The following is a 17943-nucleotide window of genomic DNA, read 5'->3' on the forward strand; positions in this document are numbered from 1 at the left end:
AATGTCCACACAACAGATAGGCGTCGTCGGTATGGCAGTAATGGGGCGCAACCTGGCGCTTAACATTGAAAGCCGTGGATACAGCGTATCCATCTTTAACCGGTCGCGCGAAAAGACCGATGAAGTGATCGCGGAAAACCTGGGGAAAAAGCTGGTGCCCTATTATAGCGTGGAAGAGTTTGTCAATTCGCTGGAGAAACCGCGGCGTATTCTGTTGATGGTCAAGGCCGGTGAAGGCACGGATAAAACCATTGACTCGTTGAAACCGTTTTTGGAAAAGGGTGACATTCTTATTGACGGCGGCAACACCTTTTACAAAGACACCATCCGCCGCAACCGCGAGCTGTCGGAAGAAGGTTTTAACTTTATCGGTACCGGTGTTTCCGGCGGTGAAGAAGGGGCGCTGAAAGGGCCGTCGATTATGCCCGGTGGCCAGAAACACGCCTATGAGCTGGTGGCGCCTATCCTGGAAAAAATTGCCGCGCGCGCCGAGGGTGAAGCTTGTGTGACCTATATCGGTCCCGATGGCGCCGGCCATTACGTCAAGATGGTGCATAACGGCATCGAATACGGCGATATGCAGCTGATTGCCGAAGCGTATGCGCTTTTGAAAAACGCGCTGGGCCTGAGCAATGAAAAGCTAGCCAGCACCTTCAGCGAATGGAATAAAGGGGAGATGAGTAGCTACCTAATTGATATTACTAAAGATATTTTCACCAAGAAGGACGAGCAGGGCAACTATCTGGTCGACGTTATTCTGGATGAGGCGGCCAACAAAGGCACCGGCAAATGGACCTCTCAAAGCTCGCTGGATTTGGGCGAACCGCTAAGTTTAATCACCGAATCGGTGTTTGCCCGCTACCTGTCGTCGCTTAAACAGCAGCGCGTGGCGGCCTCCAATGTGCTTTCCGGCCCGCAGCTCGAAGCGTTTAGCGGCGACAAGGTGGCCTTCATCGAAAAAGTGCGTCGCGCGCTTTATCTGGGCAAAATCGTTTCCTATGCGCAGGGTTTCTCTCAGCTGAAAGCCGCCTCTGAAGAGAACCAGTGGGATCTGAACTACGGCGAGATTGCGAAAATTTTCCGCGCCGGTTGCATTATTCGCGCCCAGTTCCTGCAGAAAATTACCGACGCCTATGCCGAGGATGCGGCGATCGCTAACCTGCTGTTGGCGCCGTACTTCAAAAAGATTGCCGATGACTACCAGCAGGCGCTGCGCGATGTGGTGGCCTATGCTGTTCAGCACGGTATCCCGACGCCGACCTTCTCTGCCGCCATCGCTTACTATGATAGCTACCGCTCCGCCGTCCTGCCGGCCAACCTGATTCAGGCCCAGCGCGACTATTTTGGCGCCCATACCTATAAGCGTACCGACAAGGAAGGGGTGTTCCACACGGAATGGTTGGAATAACCGTTCGGGAGGACGCGCTCCTGAAGAGGCGCACCGGCCTATGCCCATGCAGAATGAACCATCGGCTGCCGCACCGGCGTTGCCGCCCAAGATCGCTGCCGGTGGACCGGCGCAGCATAAGCTTATCAACCGGCAGGCTAACACCGGATCTTTACTGGGCCGCGTCGCTGTCACTGGTACACGCCGCCTCACGTGCGCGTAACGCAACGTTTTTGCCCGTCGTTGAACCGGCTAAGGTTCACCTTGCAGGTCAACCTGAACGCCACCACCAGGGGATCGTCGCGCTGACCCTGCACTGGAGTTTCCCCGTGGCGATAGCGCCGCGCCAGCCGTGCCGTCTGCAGGCCTGCGCGCGGCTGGCGCTGAGGATATTCCGCTGCCGCCCAAGCGGCGAAACCGCGCCGTGGTTTCCTCCCTGCCGGCGCACGCAGCGCCATCGGCCGCGGCGAAGGCGAGCGCTACGGCGCGGTTTGACACGATGATGGACTGGCTGGTCGGAAAGATATTTCACGCAATGGACACACAACAGATGTCGGTGTTGTATGACGCGCTACTGGCTTTGATTGACCGCTGGCCGTCTCATTTGCAACCGGAGGTGTTACGGGATCTCCAGTGAGCAGGCTTTTAGCGGACTACCAAAACAGCGATTAGCGGAGCATAGCCAGCGCTGGCTAAATCGGTTACCGGGTTTGGCACCGCCGGCCTACGATGACCTGCTGGAGCATATCGCCACTCATTTTGCCGCCGTCCCGGCCGCCGATAATTTGGCGGTTTTCCAGCGGCTGGTTGAGTTGAGCCGCACCTCCTCAAGATCCATTCTCAGCCTCTTGGCGCGGCAGCTGGAAGGATTGCCCGCGGCACTGCGCAACTTGGCGCAGCAAATTTTACTCGGTTGTCCGCATCTTGCCGCCGATGTGTGGCAAGCACTGAACGCTGCGCAACAGGCAGCAGCGGCCGAGAGCGGCGTGGCGTCAGTGGACTCGGGTATCGGCAGCATGGCCACCTGAGGCGCCTGTTACCCTTGATGAGGTTGCCGCCTTGGCTGCCCTGGCGGCCGTCAGGTCAATAGCGTTAAAGCTGGCAGATGCCAACTGCGAACTGTCGGCATCACCGGCGCGCGGCCCATTGTTTACCGATGAGCGCGCCGCATAACGTGCACATCACCGGTGCGTGAGAGATTCATGCGCGACGGTGCCTAAGAGGGCGTCTCACGCCTGAAAATCACGCCTGCCCGCCGCAAAACACGCCGTTAGCGGTGACGTTCGCGCAGGCGGCCGATCACCCTACTTAAATCCAACTCCTGATCCTGCAACAGCACCAGCAGATGATAAAGCAGATCCGCCGCCTCATTGGTCAGCTCCTCCTTGTCGTGCACCGTAGCGGCCAGCGCGGTTTCCACACCCTCTTCACCGACTTTCTGGGCGATGCGTTTTGTGCCGCTGGCGTACAGACTGGCGGTGTAGTAACTTTGCGGATCGGCGTTTTTACGCTCGCCAAGGAGCGTTTCCAGCGTGTACAGAAACCCCCAATCGCTGGCGGCGGGATGGAAACAACTGCTGGTGCCGTTATGGCAGGTCGGACCTTGAGGATGGGCCAAAATCAGTAGCGTATCGTTGTCGCAGTCCGGATGAATGCTGACCAACCGCAAAACGTTGCCGGAACTCTCGCCCTTGGTCCACAGTCGGCCCTTACTGCGCGAGTAAAACGTCACCTGACCGGATTGCTCGGTCGCCTGCAGCGCATCGGCATTCATATAGCCCAGCATCAAAACCTCGCCGGAGACGGCGTGTTGGACGATAGCGGGCAGCATCATCCCGCCGGTTTTTTGCCAATCCAGCTGCTGGCGTTGTTGTTCGGTTAACATAATCTGATTTCCACTCCCTCTGCCGCCAAGAACTGCTTTAATTCACCGATATTGATGATCTGCTTATGAAACACCGACGCCGCCAGTGCGCCGTCCACCTGCGCGTCGCGAAACGCCGAGAGAAAATGCGCCATCGTGCCGGCGCCGCCGGAAGCGATAAGCGGAACGTGGCAGCGTTCCCGGACCTGCCGCAATTGCATCAGATCGTAGCCATTACGCACGCCGTCCTGATTCATCATATTCAATACGAGCTCCCCCGCGCCGCGCCGCTGAACTTCTTCTATCCAGTCCAGGGTTTGCCAGGGGGTGATGTGGGTGCGGGTTTCGTCGCCTGTATATTGATTGACCTGATAACGCCCGCTCGCGGCGTCGAACCAGGTATCGATACCGACGACAATACATTGGACGCCAAAGCGATCCGCCAGGCGGCTGATGAGCGTCGGGTCCGCCAGCGCCGGGGAATTAATCGAAATTTTGTCGGCGCCGTAAGAGAGGATTTCGCCGGCCTGCGCCACGCTTTGGATACCGCCGGCTACGCAGAAGGGAATGTCGATGACCTCGGCGACGTCGGCTATCCAGCGCTTGTCGACCACCCGGGCGTCGGCGGAGGCGGTGATATCATAGAATACCAACTCATCGGCCCCTTCTTCGGCATAGCGGCACACCAGCGGCACAATACCGCCGATGATTTCGTGATTTCGGAATTGCACCCCTTTTACCACCTGGCCCTGCCGGACATCCAGACAGGGAATTATGCGTTTTGCCAGCATGCCAGCGCCTCCGCCACGGTGAATTTGTTTTCCAACAGCGAGCGGCCGACGATGACGCCCTGCACGCCGCTGTGGCGAAGCTGGGCGATGTCCGCCAGGCTGCCGATGCCGCCGGAAGATTGGAAAGCGATATCGGACCAGGCGTCGCACAGCGAGCGATACAGAGACACATTGCTGCCCGTCAGCGTGCCGTCGCGGGAGATATCGGTACACAGCACATGTTTAAGCCCGAGCGGGCGATACTGCGTTATCACCTGTTCAAGTGTCGCGCCGGAGTCTTCCTGCCAGCCGCTTATCGCCACCCGGCGCTGGCCGTCGTCGTCGATGCGCACGTCCAGCGCCAGCACCAGCGCGTCAGGGCCGAAACGTTCAAACCAGCGCTGTACCTCCTGCGGCTGGAGTACCGCGGTAGAGCCGACCACCACACGGGTGGCGCCAGCCTCCAGCAGCACCTCGACATCCGCCGCGCTGCGGATACCGCCGCCGACCTGCACTAGCGCTGGCGCCACCCCGGCCAGCAGCCGGCGCAACAGCGGGATTTGGCGCGTTTGCGGATCGCGGGCGCCGGTCAAATCCACCAGATGTAGCACCTCGGCGCCCTGGCGCAGGTAATCTTGCAGCCGCGGCAGCGGATCGGCGCCGTAGTGGCATTGTGTCTGATAATCGCCCTGATGGAGCCGCACGACGGCTCCATCAATCAAATCCAAAGCGGGTATAATCACCGGTTACATCTCCAAAAAATTTTTCAGCAGCTGGCGGCCGGCGGCGCCGGAGCGCTCCGGGTGAAACTGCACGCCGAAGAAATTATCCTGCTCCACCGCGGCGGTAAACGGCGCGCCATAGCTGGCATGGGCGATGGTGGCGGCGCACAGCGGCATTGCATAACCGTGGACGAAATAAAAATAGCTGCCGTCGTCAATGCCGCGGAACAGGCGATTGCTGGCCTGGGCGGTCACTTGGTTCCAGCCCATATGGGGCAGCGGCAGACCGGCGTCCGCCATGCGCGTGACCGGCGCGTCGATAATGCCGAGGGTGCTGACGCCGCCATTTTCATCGCTGGCGATGCCCAGCAACTGCATGCCGAGGCAAATGCCCAACACCTGCTGGGCGCAGGTTTTAATCAGCGCAATGAGTTCCCGCTCGCGCAACTGATCCATGGCCGCCTGGGCGGTGCCGACGCCGGGCAGAAATAATTTGTCCGCCTGCAACACGATGTCGGCGTTGCTGCTGACGACCGGTTCATAGCCCAGGCGACGTATCGCAGCGGTGACCGAGAACAGATTGGCGCAGCCGGTATCCAGCACAACCACGTTCATCACAGCACTCCTTTTGAGCTGGGCAGCGTGTCGCCCTCCACGCGGATGGCCTGGCGCAGCGTGCGGCCGAAGGCTTTAAACAGGCTCTCCACCCGATGATGATCATTCTTGCCTTTGGTGCGCAGATGCAGCGTGCAGGCCATGGCATAGGAAAGTGAACGGAAGAAATGCTCTACCATCTCGGTGCTGAGATCGCCTACCCGCTGGAAACTGTACTTGGCTTTGTATTCCAGATGCGGTCGGCCGGAGATATCCAGCGCGCAGCGCGCCAGGCACTCGTCCATCGGCAGCACGAACCCAAAGCGGCCAATACCGCGTTTGTCTCCCAGCGCCTTATTCAGCGCTTCCCCCAGCGCCAGCGCGGTATCTTCCACCGTGTGGTGATCATCGATATGCAGATCCCCCTTAACAGCGATATTAATGCGCAGTCCGCCGTGGGTGGCAATCTGATCGAGCATGTGATCGAAAAAACCGATGCCGGTGTTGATTCGGCTGTCGCCTTCCCGATCGAGCCAGACTTCCACATCGATGGCGGTTTCCCGCGTGACGCGATTAACGCGTGCGTGGCGGTCGCTGCGGGTCAGCTGTTCGCCAATCGCCGGCCAATTGAGCGACGCGCGCTGATACCTCAGCCCGGTGATACCCATATTGGCCGCGAGCGCCATGTCGGTTTCCCGGTCGCCGATGACATAGCTGTGGGCGCTATCTAGCGCGTGCTCTTTCAGCCAGGGCGTCACTATCCCCGTCTGTGGTTTGCGGCACGCGCAGCCGTCGGTGGGTAAATGCGGGCAAATCAACACCTCATCAAAAACAATGCCCTGGGAGGTGAAGATGGCCATCATCAGATCATGCGGCCCGTCGAAATCCGCCTGGGGAAAACTGGTGGTACCCAGGCCGTCCTGGTTGGTAATCATAACCAGTCGGAAGCCGGCTTTTTGCAGCGCCAGCAGCACGGGGATGACACCTGGCTCCAGCGCCAACTTATCCATGCGGTCCACCTGGAAATCCGCGGGGGGTTCGTTGATGAGCGTGCCATCACGATCGATAAACAGGACTTTCTGATTCACAGGGACTCCTTGCTGGAAGAGGGTTTCAACGCCCTTAACACTGCAATCACGCTCTGGCACTCCGCCAAAGTGCCGATGGTAATACGCAAACAATCGGCCAAGCCCGGTTGTTTGCTTTGATCGCGTAAAATCGTACCCTGATCCCAGAGGGTTTTGAACACCCGATAGGCCGGATCGCACCGGACCAGCAAATAATTGCTGACGCTGGGATACACCGCGCAAATACAAGGGCAATCCGCCAACCCATGCGCCAGCGTCTCGCGGTTGGTGTTGATCTCTGCCACCCGCGTCCGCATTTGCCGCAATCCCTCGTCCGAAAGCGCCTGCTCGGCGATATCCGCCACCGGCAGCGCCAGCGGGTAGGGGGCTATGACTTTTAACAACAGTTGAATCACCTCGACATTCGCCAGGACAAAACCGCAGCGCAGACCGGCCAGGGCGAAGGCCTTGGACAGGGTACGCAGAATGACCAGATGCGGGTATTCGGCGAGCCAGTTCACCACGCTCGCCTGCGGGCAAAAATCGATATAGGCTTCATCGACCACCAGCAGCGCGCGGCCGTGGGTCATTTCCAGCATCGCGCGTAGCGTCTCGAGGTCTATCAGGTTGCCGGTGGGGTTGTTGGGGCTGCAAATATACACCAGCTTCACGCCGTCGAGCCGCGCGCGAATCGCCTGCAGATCCAGCTGCCAGTCCTGACGGGCCTCAACCGTGCGGCGCGCGATGCCGAACGTTTCGGCGCTGACGCTATACATGCCGTAGGTGGGCGGGCAAAACAGAATGGCATCGGCGCCCGGCTCGCAAAACGCGCGGATGAGTAACTCTATGCCCTCATCGGCGCCGCGGCAAACTACCACCTGCTCCGGCTGTACACCCGCGTAGGCTGCATAACCGTTGATAACGCCGGCCGGTTGACAGGCAGGATAGCGGTTGAGATTGCCGCCGCGCAACCCGTACCCCGGCGGAAGGGGATACTCATTGGCGTTCAGCCAAATATTGCCTTGGCCGCCCAGCCGGCGCGCGGAGAGATAAGGCTCCAGCGCCAGCACGTTGGCGCGGGCTAAGTGATGAATGCTCATTGCGGCTCCTTGAGCGCGGCAACGCGCAGTGTGATGGCGTTTTTGTGTGCGGTCAGGCGCTCGGCCTGCGCCAGGGTTTCAACCGTCGGCGCCAGTGCCAGCAGACCGGCGGGGGTAAGTTCTTGCACCGTCATCCGTTTTTGGAAATCCGCCAGCCCCAGGCTGGAACAGGTGGTGGTATAACCATAGGTCGGCAGGACTTGATTGGTGCCGGAGGCGTAATCGCCCGCGGACTCAGGCGACCAGTCGCCGAGGAAAATGGAGCCGGCGCTGGTAATGTCCTCTACCCAGCGCCCCGCATCGCGGGTTTGAATAATCAGATGCTCCGGTCCATAGCGGTTACTAATGGCGACGCATTCGGCCAGATCGGCGGCAATGATAAGACGGCTGCCGGCCAGCGCCTGGTGGGCGATAGCGGCGCGGGAGAGTGATTGCAACTGACGTTCGGTTTCCCGAGCCACCCGCTGCGCCAGATTTGCGTCGGGGGTAAGCAGGATCACCTGCGAGTCGGGGCCGTGTTCCGCCTGCGACAGCAGGTCGGCAGCGACAAACGCCGGATTGGCCTGAGCATCGGCGATGATAAGCACTTCAGACGGCCCGGCGGGCATATCGATAGCGGCCCCGTCCAGGCACTGGCTGACCTGGCGTTTCGCCTCGGTCACCCAGGCATTGCCCGGGCCAAAAATCTTGTCGACCTTGGCGATGGTCTCGGTGCCGAACGCCATGGCGGCAATTGCCTGCGCGCCGCCGACCTGATAAATGTCCTGCACTCCGCACAGCGATGCGGCATACAGAATTTCATCGGCGATGGGCGGCGGTGAGCAGAGGATCACCCGCCGGCAGCCGGCGATGCGCGCCGGCGTCGCCAGCATCAGCACCGTGGAGAGCAGCGGCGCCGATCCGCCCGGTATGTAGAGCCCCACCGCGGCCACCGGCCGGGTCAACTGGTGACAGCGCACGCCGGGCTGGGTTTCCACATCGACCTCCGGCAACTGCTGGGCGCGGTGAAAGGTATCGATATTCGCCACAGCCGCCGCCATCGCCTGCTTAATCGCCGGCGACAAACGCTGGGCGGCTTGCGCCACCTCCGCATCCGTAATGCGCAGTTGCGGCGTCTCGGTGCGGTCAAAACAGGCATTCAAGGCCCGCAGCGCAGCGTCGCCCTCCTGACGGACCTGCTGCACTATGGCGCTGACGGTGGCGCTGATGTCCGCCTGGGCATCCACCGCCGGACGGGTCAGGAGTCGCGCCTGTTGGGCCGCATCGCAATCGCGCCAGCGCACCGGTTGGGAAAAAACTGTGGCGGTCATGGTTCTCACTCCATCATCTTTTCAATGGGCAACACCAGAATCGAGCTGGCGCCGAGGGCCTTCAGATTTTCCATGGTCTCCCAGAACAGGGTTTCGCTGCTGACCATGTGCATCGCCACACGGTGTTGATCCCCCGCCAGCGGCAGGATGGTCGGCTGCTCCGCGCCGGTCAGCAGACTGATGATGTCATCCAGCCGCTCGGTGGGGGCGTGCATCATGATGTATTTCGATTCCCGGGCCTGGATAACTCCTTGAATACGGATAAGGAGCTTATCCACCAGCGATTGTTTCGCCACCGACAGTTCGCCGTCGCGCTGGATAAGGCAGGCCTTGGAGCGATAAATTACCTCCGCCTCGCGCAATCCGTTGGCCTCAAGGGTGGCGCCGGTGGACACCAAATCGCAGATGGCATCGGCAAGACCGGCGCGCGGTGCGACCTCTACCGAACCGTTCAGCAGACAGGACTTGAAGGTGATATCGAGTTTATCCAGGTACTGTTTTAACAAATGCGGATAGGAGGTGGCGATGCGTTTGCCACGCAGGCATTCGGGACCGGTCCAGGGGGTGTCCAGTAGCAGTGCTATCGACAGTCGACAACCGCCGAAGTCCAGCTGGCGCAGGGTAAAGTAACGGGGATCTTCTCCCTGGGCGCGGCGGGTCAGCAATTCCTCTTCCAATACGTTCTCGCCGATGATGCCGAGGTCCACCACGTCGTCCATCACCAGACCCGGGATATCGTCGTCGCGCACTCGCATGATATCAATTGGCATATTTTCCGCAAAGGCCAGCAGGCGCTGCTGTTGCAGATTGATTTTTATGCCGCATTGTTCCAGCAACTGCTGCGATTCTTTGCTTAACCGGCCTGATTTCTGCATTGCTATCCGTAACCGTGATTTGTCCAACATGATGTCCTCTGCCGTAACTGAATTATTTATCCAAGCCAAAAAGCCCTCGGAAGAAATCTTCCGAGGGCTCTCTCTGAACATTCTTGCGCCACTGGAAGATTAAAGCGTCTTCCAGCACTCATCACCTGAAAGACTAGTCAGGATGATGGCGATGATGGTTGATCAGAATATTCGTCATTGCTTGTTTCACAGGTTGCGTTACTGAATTTTCAGTAAACAATGCCTATAACCTAACCATGTTTGATGCAGAGTGCAACACTTTTTTGTGTCGGCACCCGGCGCTTTCGCGGCCGCAACGCGTTAAGCTTACCGGAAGCGGGAGAACAAACGGGAGTGGGCGCAATGAAAAAAGTGGCGATTGTCGGATTGGGCTGGCTGGGAATGCCGTTGGCGATATCTTTACTGGCCCGCGGCTATCAGGTGGTGGGCAGCAAAACGCAGCCGGACGGTGTCGAGGCGGCGCGCATGAGCGGTATCGAATGTTATCAACTGAACCTGACGCCGCTGCCGGAGGCCGATCCGGACGATTTGGCGGCGCTGTTCCAGGCGGATGCGCTTATCATAACGTTGCCCGCCAGCCACACGGTGGAGGGGGCCGACAACTATTTTCTGGCGGTCCAGCAGGTGGTGGACAGCGCGCTGGCGGCCGCGGTGCCGCGCATTATTTTCACCAGTTCGACATCGGTGTATGGCGAGGGACCCGGCGTAAAGCGCGAGGAAAGCCCGACCACACCGTGCTCGCCGGCGGGCATGTGTCTGGTCGAGCTGGAGAACTGGTTGCATCAATTACCCCACACCTCGGTGGATATCCTGCGCTTGGCGGGATTGGTAGGGCCGGGCCGCCACACGGGGCGCTTCCTGGCGGGGAAACAAGGCCTGCAGGGCGGCGGGCAGGGGGTCAATCTGGTCCATCTGGCGGATGTTATTAGCGCCATTACCCTGCTGCTTCAGCGGCCGCGCGGCGGACATCGCTATAATTTATGTGCGCCGGGGCATCCCGCCAAGCGAGACTATTATCCGGCCATGGCCTGGGCCTTAGGGGTGGCACCCCCGGTCTATCTGGCGGACCGCGGCGCGTGTGAGGGAAAAATTATTGACGGCAGCCGGATTTGTAAAGAGCTGGGCTTCGATTATCTCTATCCCGATCCTGCCTTCATGCCCTTAGCCTGACGTCATAGGGCCCGGCGTGATTTGCCAGCCGGCGGGCTTACCGCTATGGTTGATAAGGGGTGTTGCTTTTTACTACGTAGCACTCACGTTGCGCTTAAACGCGACGGCCACAGGCGTTCGTAGGTGACCTATGGAAAATCTGGCAGATAGCCCGGCGGTTTTCGACCCCGGACCCGCAGTGAGTCGAACTAGCGCGTTCCAGAGCGAAGTTATGGCGTATCTGGAACGCTATCCTCATACCCGGTAGGTGGAACTCCTGCTGACGGATCTTAACGGTAGTTTTCTCGGTAAATGTGTTGCTCTTTCCAGCGTGCGCAATTTGCGCCGCGGTTTTTATTTTCCCGCCTCGGTGTATGCCATGACCGTGACCGGCGAAACGGTTGCGATGCCCGACCTGCTTTGTTTGCCGCTCGCCGGCTCCCTTAAACCCTCCGCGGCCGATCCGGCCCATTGCGCCCAGTTGCAGTTAACCATGCAGGATACTGACGGTCAGCCTTTCGCTGTCGAGCCGCGCAATGTGCTCAACCGCCTCTGGTAGCAGTTGCTTGAGCGTGGCCTCCATCCCGTGGTGGTGGCGGAGCTGGAATTTTATCTGCTTGACCGGCGGCGTAATGCGGCGCATTTGCCGCAGCCGCCCCGTGGGCACCACGGTCAGCTGCGTCAAGAACACTGTCAGGTGTATTCGCTGGACAGACTGGACCGCTGTGCTGCGGTCCTGGACGATATCGCGCCGGCTGGCGCGCCTTCAGGGGTCACCCACGGAGGGGGCGGTGGCGGAATCCGCACCGGGGCAGTTCGAGATCAATCTCGTCCATAGCGAGAACGTGCTTGAAGCCTGCGATCGGGCGTTGCAGTTAAAACGGCTGGTGCGTCGGGTAGCGGAGAAGTATCGATTGACTGCGACCTTAATGGCTAAACTCTATGAAGCCTGGACCGGTAGCGGTCTGCATATCCACCTCAGTTTACGGGATGCCGCGGGCAACAATGGCTTTATCGGCCCGCATGGGCGCCCGTCGCCGCTGATGGCGCGCGCTATCGCCGGTGTCTTGGATTTGTTGCCGGCTTCCATAGCGCTGCTGGCACCTAACGTTAACGCTTTCCGCCGTTTTCAGCCGGGCGGTTACGTCCCGTTGCTCGCAAATTGGGACTTTAACAACCGGACGGTGGCCGTGCGTATTGCCTGTAGCGATGCGTATAATTGCTGTCTGGAGTACCGTGTGCCAACCCGTATTTAGTCGTGGCGCCGTTGCCGGCGAGGGTACACGGCAAAGATGCGCTGGCAGGGGGGACACCACTGCCGCTGCGTCAGTGCGAAGCCCTGACGGCGTTCGCCAATGATACCCGCCTGCAGGCCCTGCTCGGTGAGCGTTTTTGACGTCTGTTTCATACCTGTAAAACCGCCGAGTTGAGTCAGTTCGAGCGGCGGGTGACGACCACCGAAATCGACTGGATGCTGAACAATGCCTGAAGCGGTGCAGCTTGCCATCCCGGCGTCGCTGTAGCAAAATACCGCCCGAAAAAACCGGCGCCTCACGGCGCCGGTTTTTTCATCGTTGTTTCGCGCAGGGTGGCAGGCGCGCGACGTGTAGTTACCCGATGAGGCACCTTCGTGCGTGCATGAGGACGTAAAGAGCTATGGGGCAGAATATGATGGCAGGGTCGGCGCCCTCCGGACGCGCTACGTTAAGAAAAACCCTGACCTTGTTTCAGGTGGTGGTGATAGGCCTGGCCTACCTGCAACCGATGACCTTGTTCGATATTTTCGGTATCGTCTTGGGCCTGACCGACGGGCATATGGCGACCGCTTATGCGGGCGCTGTGTGCCGTGTTGTTCACCGCACTCACCGCGCTCAGCTACGGCAAGCTGGTCCGTCGCTTTTCTCTCAGCCGGCTCGGCCTATACCTATGCTATACCTATGCGCAAAAAGCCATTAGCCCCAGCGTCGGCTTCATGGTGAGGTGGTCGTCGCTGCTGGATTATCTCTTTATGCCGATGATCAACATTCTGTTGGCCAAAATTTATTTGCAGGCGCTGTTTCAGTCGGTGGTGCTCGTGTTTTTCCTGCGTAACGGTGCTGGCGTCTGGCATGGCGTCCCATGCTGGGGTTTCACGGCTGTTGTACATCATGGGGCACGACGGCGTTTTTCCGGCGCGCTTTTTCGGTTTTGTCCATCCCACCTGGCGCACGCCGGCCCTCAATGTACTGCTGGTGGGCCTGATTGCCCTGTCGGCGGTGTCATTTGATCTGGTCACCGCAGCCGCGCTGATAAACTTCGGCACGCTGGTCGCGTTCAGCTTCGTCAATCTGTCGGTTATCGCGCAATTCTGGCTGCGGGAACAGTGTCGCCGCCATTGGCGCGATCACCTGCAATATCTGTTGCTGCCGCTGGTGGGGGTGCTGAAGGTAGGCCTGCTGTGGCTTAATCTGGAGGCCAGCTCCATGATGCTCGGACTCAGTTGGGGCGCCGCGGTGTATCTGCTGTTGATGACACGTGGTTTTCGCCGCGCGGCGCCGCAGCCTTCCCGTTACAATGTCTGCAAATACTCGAACAGCGCGCGTAGTAGCCGCGTTTTGTGCTCATCCCCTTCATGGGCCAGATATAGCGTCTCCAACTGCTGCACATAGGCCTCCAGCCGCGGCTGGGTGAAGCGGGTTTTGCGGTGCTCAAGCCAGCGTAACTGCTCATTGTGGTCCAGCGTGTGGGGGAAGTTGCGCGCGCGATAGCGGAACAGCAACGGCTTCAGGCGCGCGTCGACAAAGCTTATATCCAGCGCCGGCAGATTTTCCGGCGCGGTGGCGAGAATGATCTCCATCGCGGCGCGGTCGGCATCGCTGAAAAAGCCATCATATAACTGAGCATCCACGTCATCCGAAGACTTAAAAGGCGCGCTTTCGGCAAATAGCGCCACCACTTTCTCGCGCAGTTCCGGCCGCGCGCGCAGCCAGGTCAAATTATCCAGACAGCGTTGACGCTGAATACCGAGGCGTTCGGCATCCATTGGCTGTAGCGTATTGGCGGGCGCCAGCACCGGGCACTTATTCAGGTACACCAATTTCAAGGGAACCGCGGTATTGTCACCCAGCGCGTCGCGTCGCGTGTACAGTCGGGTACGCAGTGCATCGCTGTCCAAATCCGCCAGCACCTGCATATCGCCACTGAGATCGCACACGATAAGCGCATTTGGATTGTCGGGATGCCAGGCGAGCGGCGCAATCCAGGCGGTGTTGCCCCGGGCGGCGCCAAACATACCCGAAACATGCACCAGCGGTTTCATCGTCGCGATGTCGACAAGCGATTTCAACTGCCGCTTGCCGCGGTGGCGGTAGAGATAATCGAACAGCTTCGGCTGCGCCTGACGCATCAGTTTGGCCATCGCCAGAGTGGCATAGACGTCGGCCATGGCATCATGCGCGTTGGCATGTTCAATCCCGTTGGCCCGGGTCAGATGCTCAAGCCGGAAGCTGGGCAGCCCGTCGTCATTCAGCGGCCATTCGATGCCGTTGGGGCGCAGGGCATAGCAGGCGCGCACGACGTCGAGCAGGTCCCAACAGGAATTACCCTGCTGCCAGCTCCAGCCGTAGGGATCGTAAAAATTGCGATAAAACAGGTTGCGGCTGACCTCATCGTCGAAGCGGACGTTGTTGTAACCTAATATGCAAGTGTCGGGCACGCTGAATAATTGATGTATACGGCGGGCGAATTCCGCTTCTGTGACACCGTCACGCAGGGCCTGCTGAGGCGTAATGCCGGTAATCATTACCGCCTCCGGGTCCGGTAAATAATCGTCGGCCGGACGGCAAAAAAAGACCTCCGGCTCGCCCAGGGTCTCAAATTGACTATCGGCGCGTATCCCCGCGAACTGCGCTGGCCGGTCAAGAGCGGGATACTTGCCGAACGTTTCGTAATCGTGCACCAGAAAAGTGGGGCGCGTTGACGGGTTAGCCATGTTGTGCCCCCTTCCTGGTAGGGTACTGAATTCCTTGATATGTCATTTTTATGCCGTCCATTATGTTCAGGGGGTGCCGATTGCCTGGTGCTGACGTTGACGATATTACCGTAATGACGTGCATAGGGGGAGAGGCAAATTCTGACCATGCGTTCTAGAGCTCTCCGGTGCTTTTACCTTCGAGAATATCCTATCCCGCCTCGGGATGCGGCGCAGGCTGTGCATTCACCGTCAGGAAAACTCACATTAACCTGATTATTGCCGGCGCGCCAATCATCCCTATTCGTTTAATTTATAGTTAATAAAGTGTCTTTCGTTGACGGCTATCTCAAGAACGCCAACGCAGACCTCGGCAAGTAACGACAGTGCGCCCGGAAGGATCCGCAGGACATTAAACAACGCGTCAGCCTAAAAACAGAATATTAGCTGTATTTCAATCGATTGGATGCGGAACGCTCGTATCTGTTGCCCACGAATGGTGATAATAATGACGTTTGAACAATTATTACATGTGCTCTCTGTGGAAACCCATTTAAATCTTGACGAAGCGATCGACAGCGGCGGTTGCACGCTGGAATTCGATAAGAATATTCGGGTGACTCTGGAGCACCATAATGGTTGCGTCTATATTTTTTCGCCGGTGATGGCCATCACCGGGGAACTCTCAGGGGAGTTTTTCGCCTCCTTATTGCAAGTACAGCTGTTTGGTATCGCTACCCATCGTTGCTGGTTTGGTTACGATGTCGGGGGCCAGAGAATTATCCTGTTTTTTTGATGGATCTGGCTTACAACAGTTCCCAAAGCGCGTTGGAAAATATTGAAAATCTCATCGATCAGTCGCATTACTGGCTGAAAACTTTGCCCGATATTGCTTGCCATCTCGGCGTTCAAAGCGCACCGCAGTCGACAAACCCTTTTGCATTGAGGTAATTATGGAACATGTCTCCCGCGCCGGTTTTATTTTGCGCACCGCGACCTATGCCCTGTTGGACAAAGCGTCATGGTTGAATCATTTGGCCAGTCGTATAACTTGCGGCAGCCTGAACCGCGATCGCCTGGCGGACGGTATTGCCGCCGATATGCTGCGTTTAGGGAAAGCGACGCTGCACAATGTCCCCACCTTCAAAGACTATGACGTGGATCTGGTGGCGTTTGGCCGCTCGGTATTGTTTGCCGAAACCCATCAGCAATTTAAAGAGGGCGCGGCGAATTTCGTCCGGCATTTACTGGCATCCCGGGATTATCAACCCTGGCTCCAGTCTCTGGCGGCCTCCTTGACTGAATTGATTCCTCCAGAGGTGGCGGACCATCCTTTGGAACGGGTGCTAACAACGCTCAGCCGTCAGGAGAATGGCGAGGCGGTATTGCGCACGGGTCTACGCAATGCGTTGGCTGGGGTGACCAGCGGGCGCTTGCTCACGGCGCTGCTGATGTCAGCGCTTAAACGGGCGATTCTCGATACGGGCAAATATCCTCCCACGTGTTTTGGCCACCATGCGGCCGCCTGGTATTTACGCAGACTGCTTGCGCCGAACGACAAGTGCTCGCCGGCACAGCCGGTCAAAGCCTGGCTTCTCGCATCGGGGGGGGGGGATTTGTTCCGTACCCTGTACCGACAAAAAGGTGGGCTCAATCAGTGCCTGGGTTTCCAGCCGGCGGCAAGCGATATCGGTAAGTTATTTGTAAGAGGCTTCTCCGGCTCATTCAAAGCTACCGCCGATATGACGCCGCAGGCTGTGACCCACTTGGTGCTCAAAGCTTACGTGTGCGGCCATCTGCCAGCGCTGGAGGCCTCCCTGGCCGCGCTGCCGACAGCGGTCGGCCAACGGTTCCGGCAACTGCGGGAGAATCTCTTGGCTTTTCTTCGCCGTTTGCCGGATGCCGCCATCACCGCGACCCCTTCTTTGCCGGATGAAATTAGCACGGTGACCGCCACGCTGGCGCGAGAAGTCGAGCCGGATGAACATAGGCGGCTCGATAAACGCCGTGGTTTCACCTTGCCGGTGAAACACCCGGTGATGCGCGGTAAATGGGCGATTAACCCGGCGTTCGGTCGGGCCTGGGAACAGGGCATGGCGTTGACAGTCCAACCGGCGGAACGGGAAACGCGGTTGTGGGTCCAAAAGGGCCTGCGGGCATGGCACAATGCTTGGTATTGCGTCGCTGGCACTCCGACGCCCACGTCGCGCTTGCGCAATTATCCGCGCTGGTACAGGACAATGCGCTGGGTTTGCTGGCCCACACCCGCTTGCTCAACCCCGCGGGTGTGGCTGAAGCGCTAGGACAGCATATCCTGTCACAATTCGATGGCGGCCAGCCTGACCGGATATGCTATCAAGGACTTGGCTACAGTTGGCGAAACCAACGGTAAGCTTTGAGGTGGGACCGGGCGAGGGGGTGAATATCGCTGCAACCTTATGCTGGCAGATTGTAGGCTTTGGCCCAACCCTTCGCTGTGAAAACACGCCGGTCGAGCCAGAAGGCTCGGCCACGTTATCCAGTACCGTACATATCCAGTTGCGGGTGAATCAGCACGGTGTCGAGCAACACCGCTTTTCTCTGAGGCCGACCCGTCTTCTGATCCGGGAAACTTGGCGTTGCGCCGTGCCGGAACCTCTGCCGGAAATGTCAGAGCAATCGGAATCGGTCACGCCGTTAATCGCTATGATGGGCGTATTCGATTAATGTCGGCCTGAGCGTGACTGAAACCGTTTGCAAGACACCGTCTGACCGAGCGAAGGTCTTGCATTACGGCGTAAAAGCCACTACCGGCACAGAAGCGCGGTATTATGTATAGGGGAGACGGGATAATATTTCTGGCCACGGCCGTTGTCGGATGCCTCAGAGTAGATTGTTTGAGAGCGCTGCGGGGCCGGCTTGCGCGCGACAAACGCATTTCTATCAAGCCAGCCAGCGCAGAACGACTGCAACAACAACGATCCAAAATAATAAACAGATTATAAATACTCCCCGCCAGGAAAAATAACGGGTCATTAAGATTCTATTGCGTAATTTGTGTATGAGATGCATAAAAAAGTAAACCAATATGAAATGTCCGAAGCCGGAATTACGATTAGATGGCCTACATCATAAACATACAGACCT

General features: G+C 58.6%; 16 protein-coding genes, 2 pseudogenes and 1 other annotated feature. Of the genes and pseudogenes, 8 read left to right on the forward strand and 10 right to left on the reverse strand.

Annotated features, from left to right (window positions below):
- Position 1 precedes the first annotated feature (1 nt).
- Entirely contained in the window at positions 2-1408 is a 1407-nt protein-coding gene (gndA, locus tag SGP1_RS09625; protein ID WP_011410756.1) for an NADP-dependent phosphogluconate dehydrogenase, read from the forward strand.
- Positions 1409-1596: 188 nt separating this feature from the next.
- Here the strand turns inward: gndA and SGP1_RS29565 are convergent, their stop codons facing one another.
- Positions 1597-1845 (reverse strand): hypothetical protein, encoded by a 249-nt coding sequence (locus SGP1_RS29565; protein ID WP_148203453.1) that lies wholly within the window; start codon positions 1843-1845, stop codon positions 1597-1599.
- A 252-nt stretch (positions 1846-2097) separates the two neighbouring features.
- Here SGP1_RS29565 and SGP1_RS09635 point away from each other — a divergent pair, with 252 nt between their 5' ends.
- A complete protein-coding gene (locus SGP1_RS09635) occupies positions 2098-2415 on the forward strand; it encodes a hypothetical protein (RefSeq protein WP_041866826.1) in 318 nt (105 codons plus the stop codon).
- 242 nt (positions 2416-2657) lie between these two features.
- Here SGP1_RS09635 and hisIE read toward each other — a convergent pair whose 3' ends face one another.
- From hisIE to hisG, 8 genes are read right to left on the reverse strand one after another with little or no spacing between them, the layout of a single operon-like run.
- Complete coding sequence (gene hisIE / locus SGP1_RS09640; protein WP_011410958.1) at positions 2658-3272, reverse strand: bifunctional phosphoribosyl-AMP cyclohydrolase/phosphoribosyl-ATP diphosphatase HisIE; 615 nt, start codon at positions 3270-3272, stop codon at positions 2658-2660.
- Positions 3266-4042, reverse strand: a complete 777-nt coding sequence (hisF, locus tag SGP1_RS09645) for an imidazole glycerol phosphate synthase subunit HisF (protein WP_011410959.1) — start codon at positions 4040-4042, stop codon at positions 3266-3268. The genes hisIE and hisF overlap by 7 nt, the downstream gene beginning before the upstream one ends.
- Complete coding sequence (hisA, locus tag SGP1_RS09650) at positions 4024-4764, reverse strand: 1-(5-phosphoribosyl)-5-[(5-phosphoribosylamino)methylideneamino]imidazole-4-carboxamide isomerase (protein WP_011410960.1); 741 nt, start codon at positions 4762-4764, stop codon at positions 4024-4026. Before hisA ends, hisF begins: the two co-directional genes overlap by 19 nt.
- A gap of 3 nt (positions 4765-4767) precedes the next feature.
- Entirely contained in the window at positions 4768-5358 is a 591-nt protein-coding gene (hisH, locus tag SGP1_RS09655) for an imidazole glycerol phosphate synthase subunit HisH (RefSeq protein ID WP_011410961.1), read from the reverse strand.
- On the reverse strand, positions 5358-6425 hold the full coding sequence (gene hisB, locus SGP1_RS09660) for a bifunctional histidinol-phosphatase/imidazoleglycerol-phosphate dehydratase HisB (protein WP_011410962.1): 1068 nt from the start codon (positions 6423-6425) through the stop codon (positions 5358-5360). The genes hisH and hisB overlap by 1 nt, the downstream gene beginning before the upstream one ends.
- Entirely contained in the window at positions 6422-7504 is a 1083-nt protein-coding gene (gene hisC, locus SGP1_RS09665) for a histidinol-phosphate transaminase (protein WP_011410963.1), read from the reverse strand. Before hisC ends, hisB begins: the two co-directional genes overlap by 4 nt.
- Entirely contained in the window at positions 7501-8814 is a 1314-nt protein-coding gene (hisD, locus tag SGP1_RS09670; protein WP_011410964.1) for a histidinol dehydrogenase, read from the reverse strand. Before hisD ends, hisC begins: the two co-directional genes overlap by 4 nt.
- Positions 8815-8819: 5 nt before the next feature.
- Entirely contained in the window at positions 8820-9719 is a 900-nt protein-coding gene (gene hisG / locus SGP1_RS09675; RefSeq protein WP_011410965.1) for an ATP phosphoribosyltransferase, read from the reverse strand.
- Between the two features lie 34 nt (positions 9720-9753).
- Positions 9754-9877, reverse strand: a sequence feature (His leader region).
- Between the two features lie 184 nt (positions 9878-10061).
- Here hisG and SGP1_RS09680 point away from each other — a divergent pair.
- The 3 genes and pseudogenes from SGP1_RS09680 to SGP1_RS27090 all read left to right on the forward strand — a co-directional run.
- Positions 10062-10889 (forward strand): SDR family oxidoreductase, encoded by an 828-nt coding sequence (locus SGP1_RS09680; protein ID WP_011410966.1) that lies wholly within the window; start codon positions 10062-10064, stop codon positions 10887-10889.
- Between the two features lie 130 nt (positions 10890-11019).
- Positions 11020-12357: pseudogene (locus tag SGP1_RS09685) on the forward strand (glutamine synthetase family protein).
- 167 nt (positions 12358-12524) lie between these two features.
- Positions 12525-13408: pseudogene (locus tag SGP1_RS27090) on the forward strand (hypothetical protein); the annotation flags it as partial.
- An 8-nt stretch (positions 13409-13416) separates the two neighbouring features.
- Here SGP1_RS27090 and sbcB read toward each other — a convergent pair.
- On the reverse strand, positions 13417-14838 hold the full coding sequence (sbcB, locus tag SGP1_RS09695) for an exodeoxyribonuclease I (protein WP_011410967.1): 1422 nt from the start codon (positions 14836-14838) through the stop codon (positions 13417-13419).
- Between the two features lie 487 nt (positions 14839-15325).
- On the opposite strand from sbcB, the gene SGP1_RS09700 reads away from it, so the two are divergent.
- The 3 genes from SGP1_RS09700 to SGP1_RS09710 all read left to right on the forward strand — a co-directional run bounded on the left by SGP1_RS09700 (position 15326) and on the right by SGP1_RS09710 (position 17523).
- A complete protein-coding gene (locus SGP1_RS09700; RefSeq protein ID WP_041866827.1) occupies positions 15326-15613 on the forward strand; it encodes a type III secretion system chaperone in 288 nt (95 codons plus the stop codon).
- A 157-nt stretch (positions 15614-15770) separates the two neighbouring features.
- Complete coding sequence (locus SGP1_RS09705) at positions 15771-17120, forward strand: hypothetical protein (protein WP_041866828.1); 1350 nt, start codon at positions 15771-15773, stop codon at positions 17118-17120.
- 46 nt (positions 17121-17166) lie between these two features.
- On the forward strand, positions 17167-17523 hold the full coding sequence (locus SGP1_RS09710; protein WP_148203454.1) for a hypothetical protein: 357 nt from the start codon (positions 17167-17169) through the stop codon (positions 17521-17523).
- Positions 17524-17943: the final 420 nt, after the last annotated feature.

This window comes from Sodalis glossinidius str. 'morsitans' (genome assembly GCF_000010085.1).
GTDB lineage: Bacteria > Pseudomonadota > Gammaproteobacteria > Enterobacterales > Enterobacteriaceae > Sodalis > Sodalis glossinidius.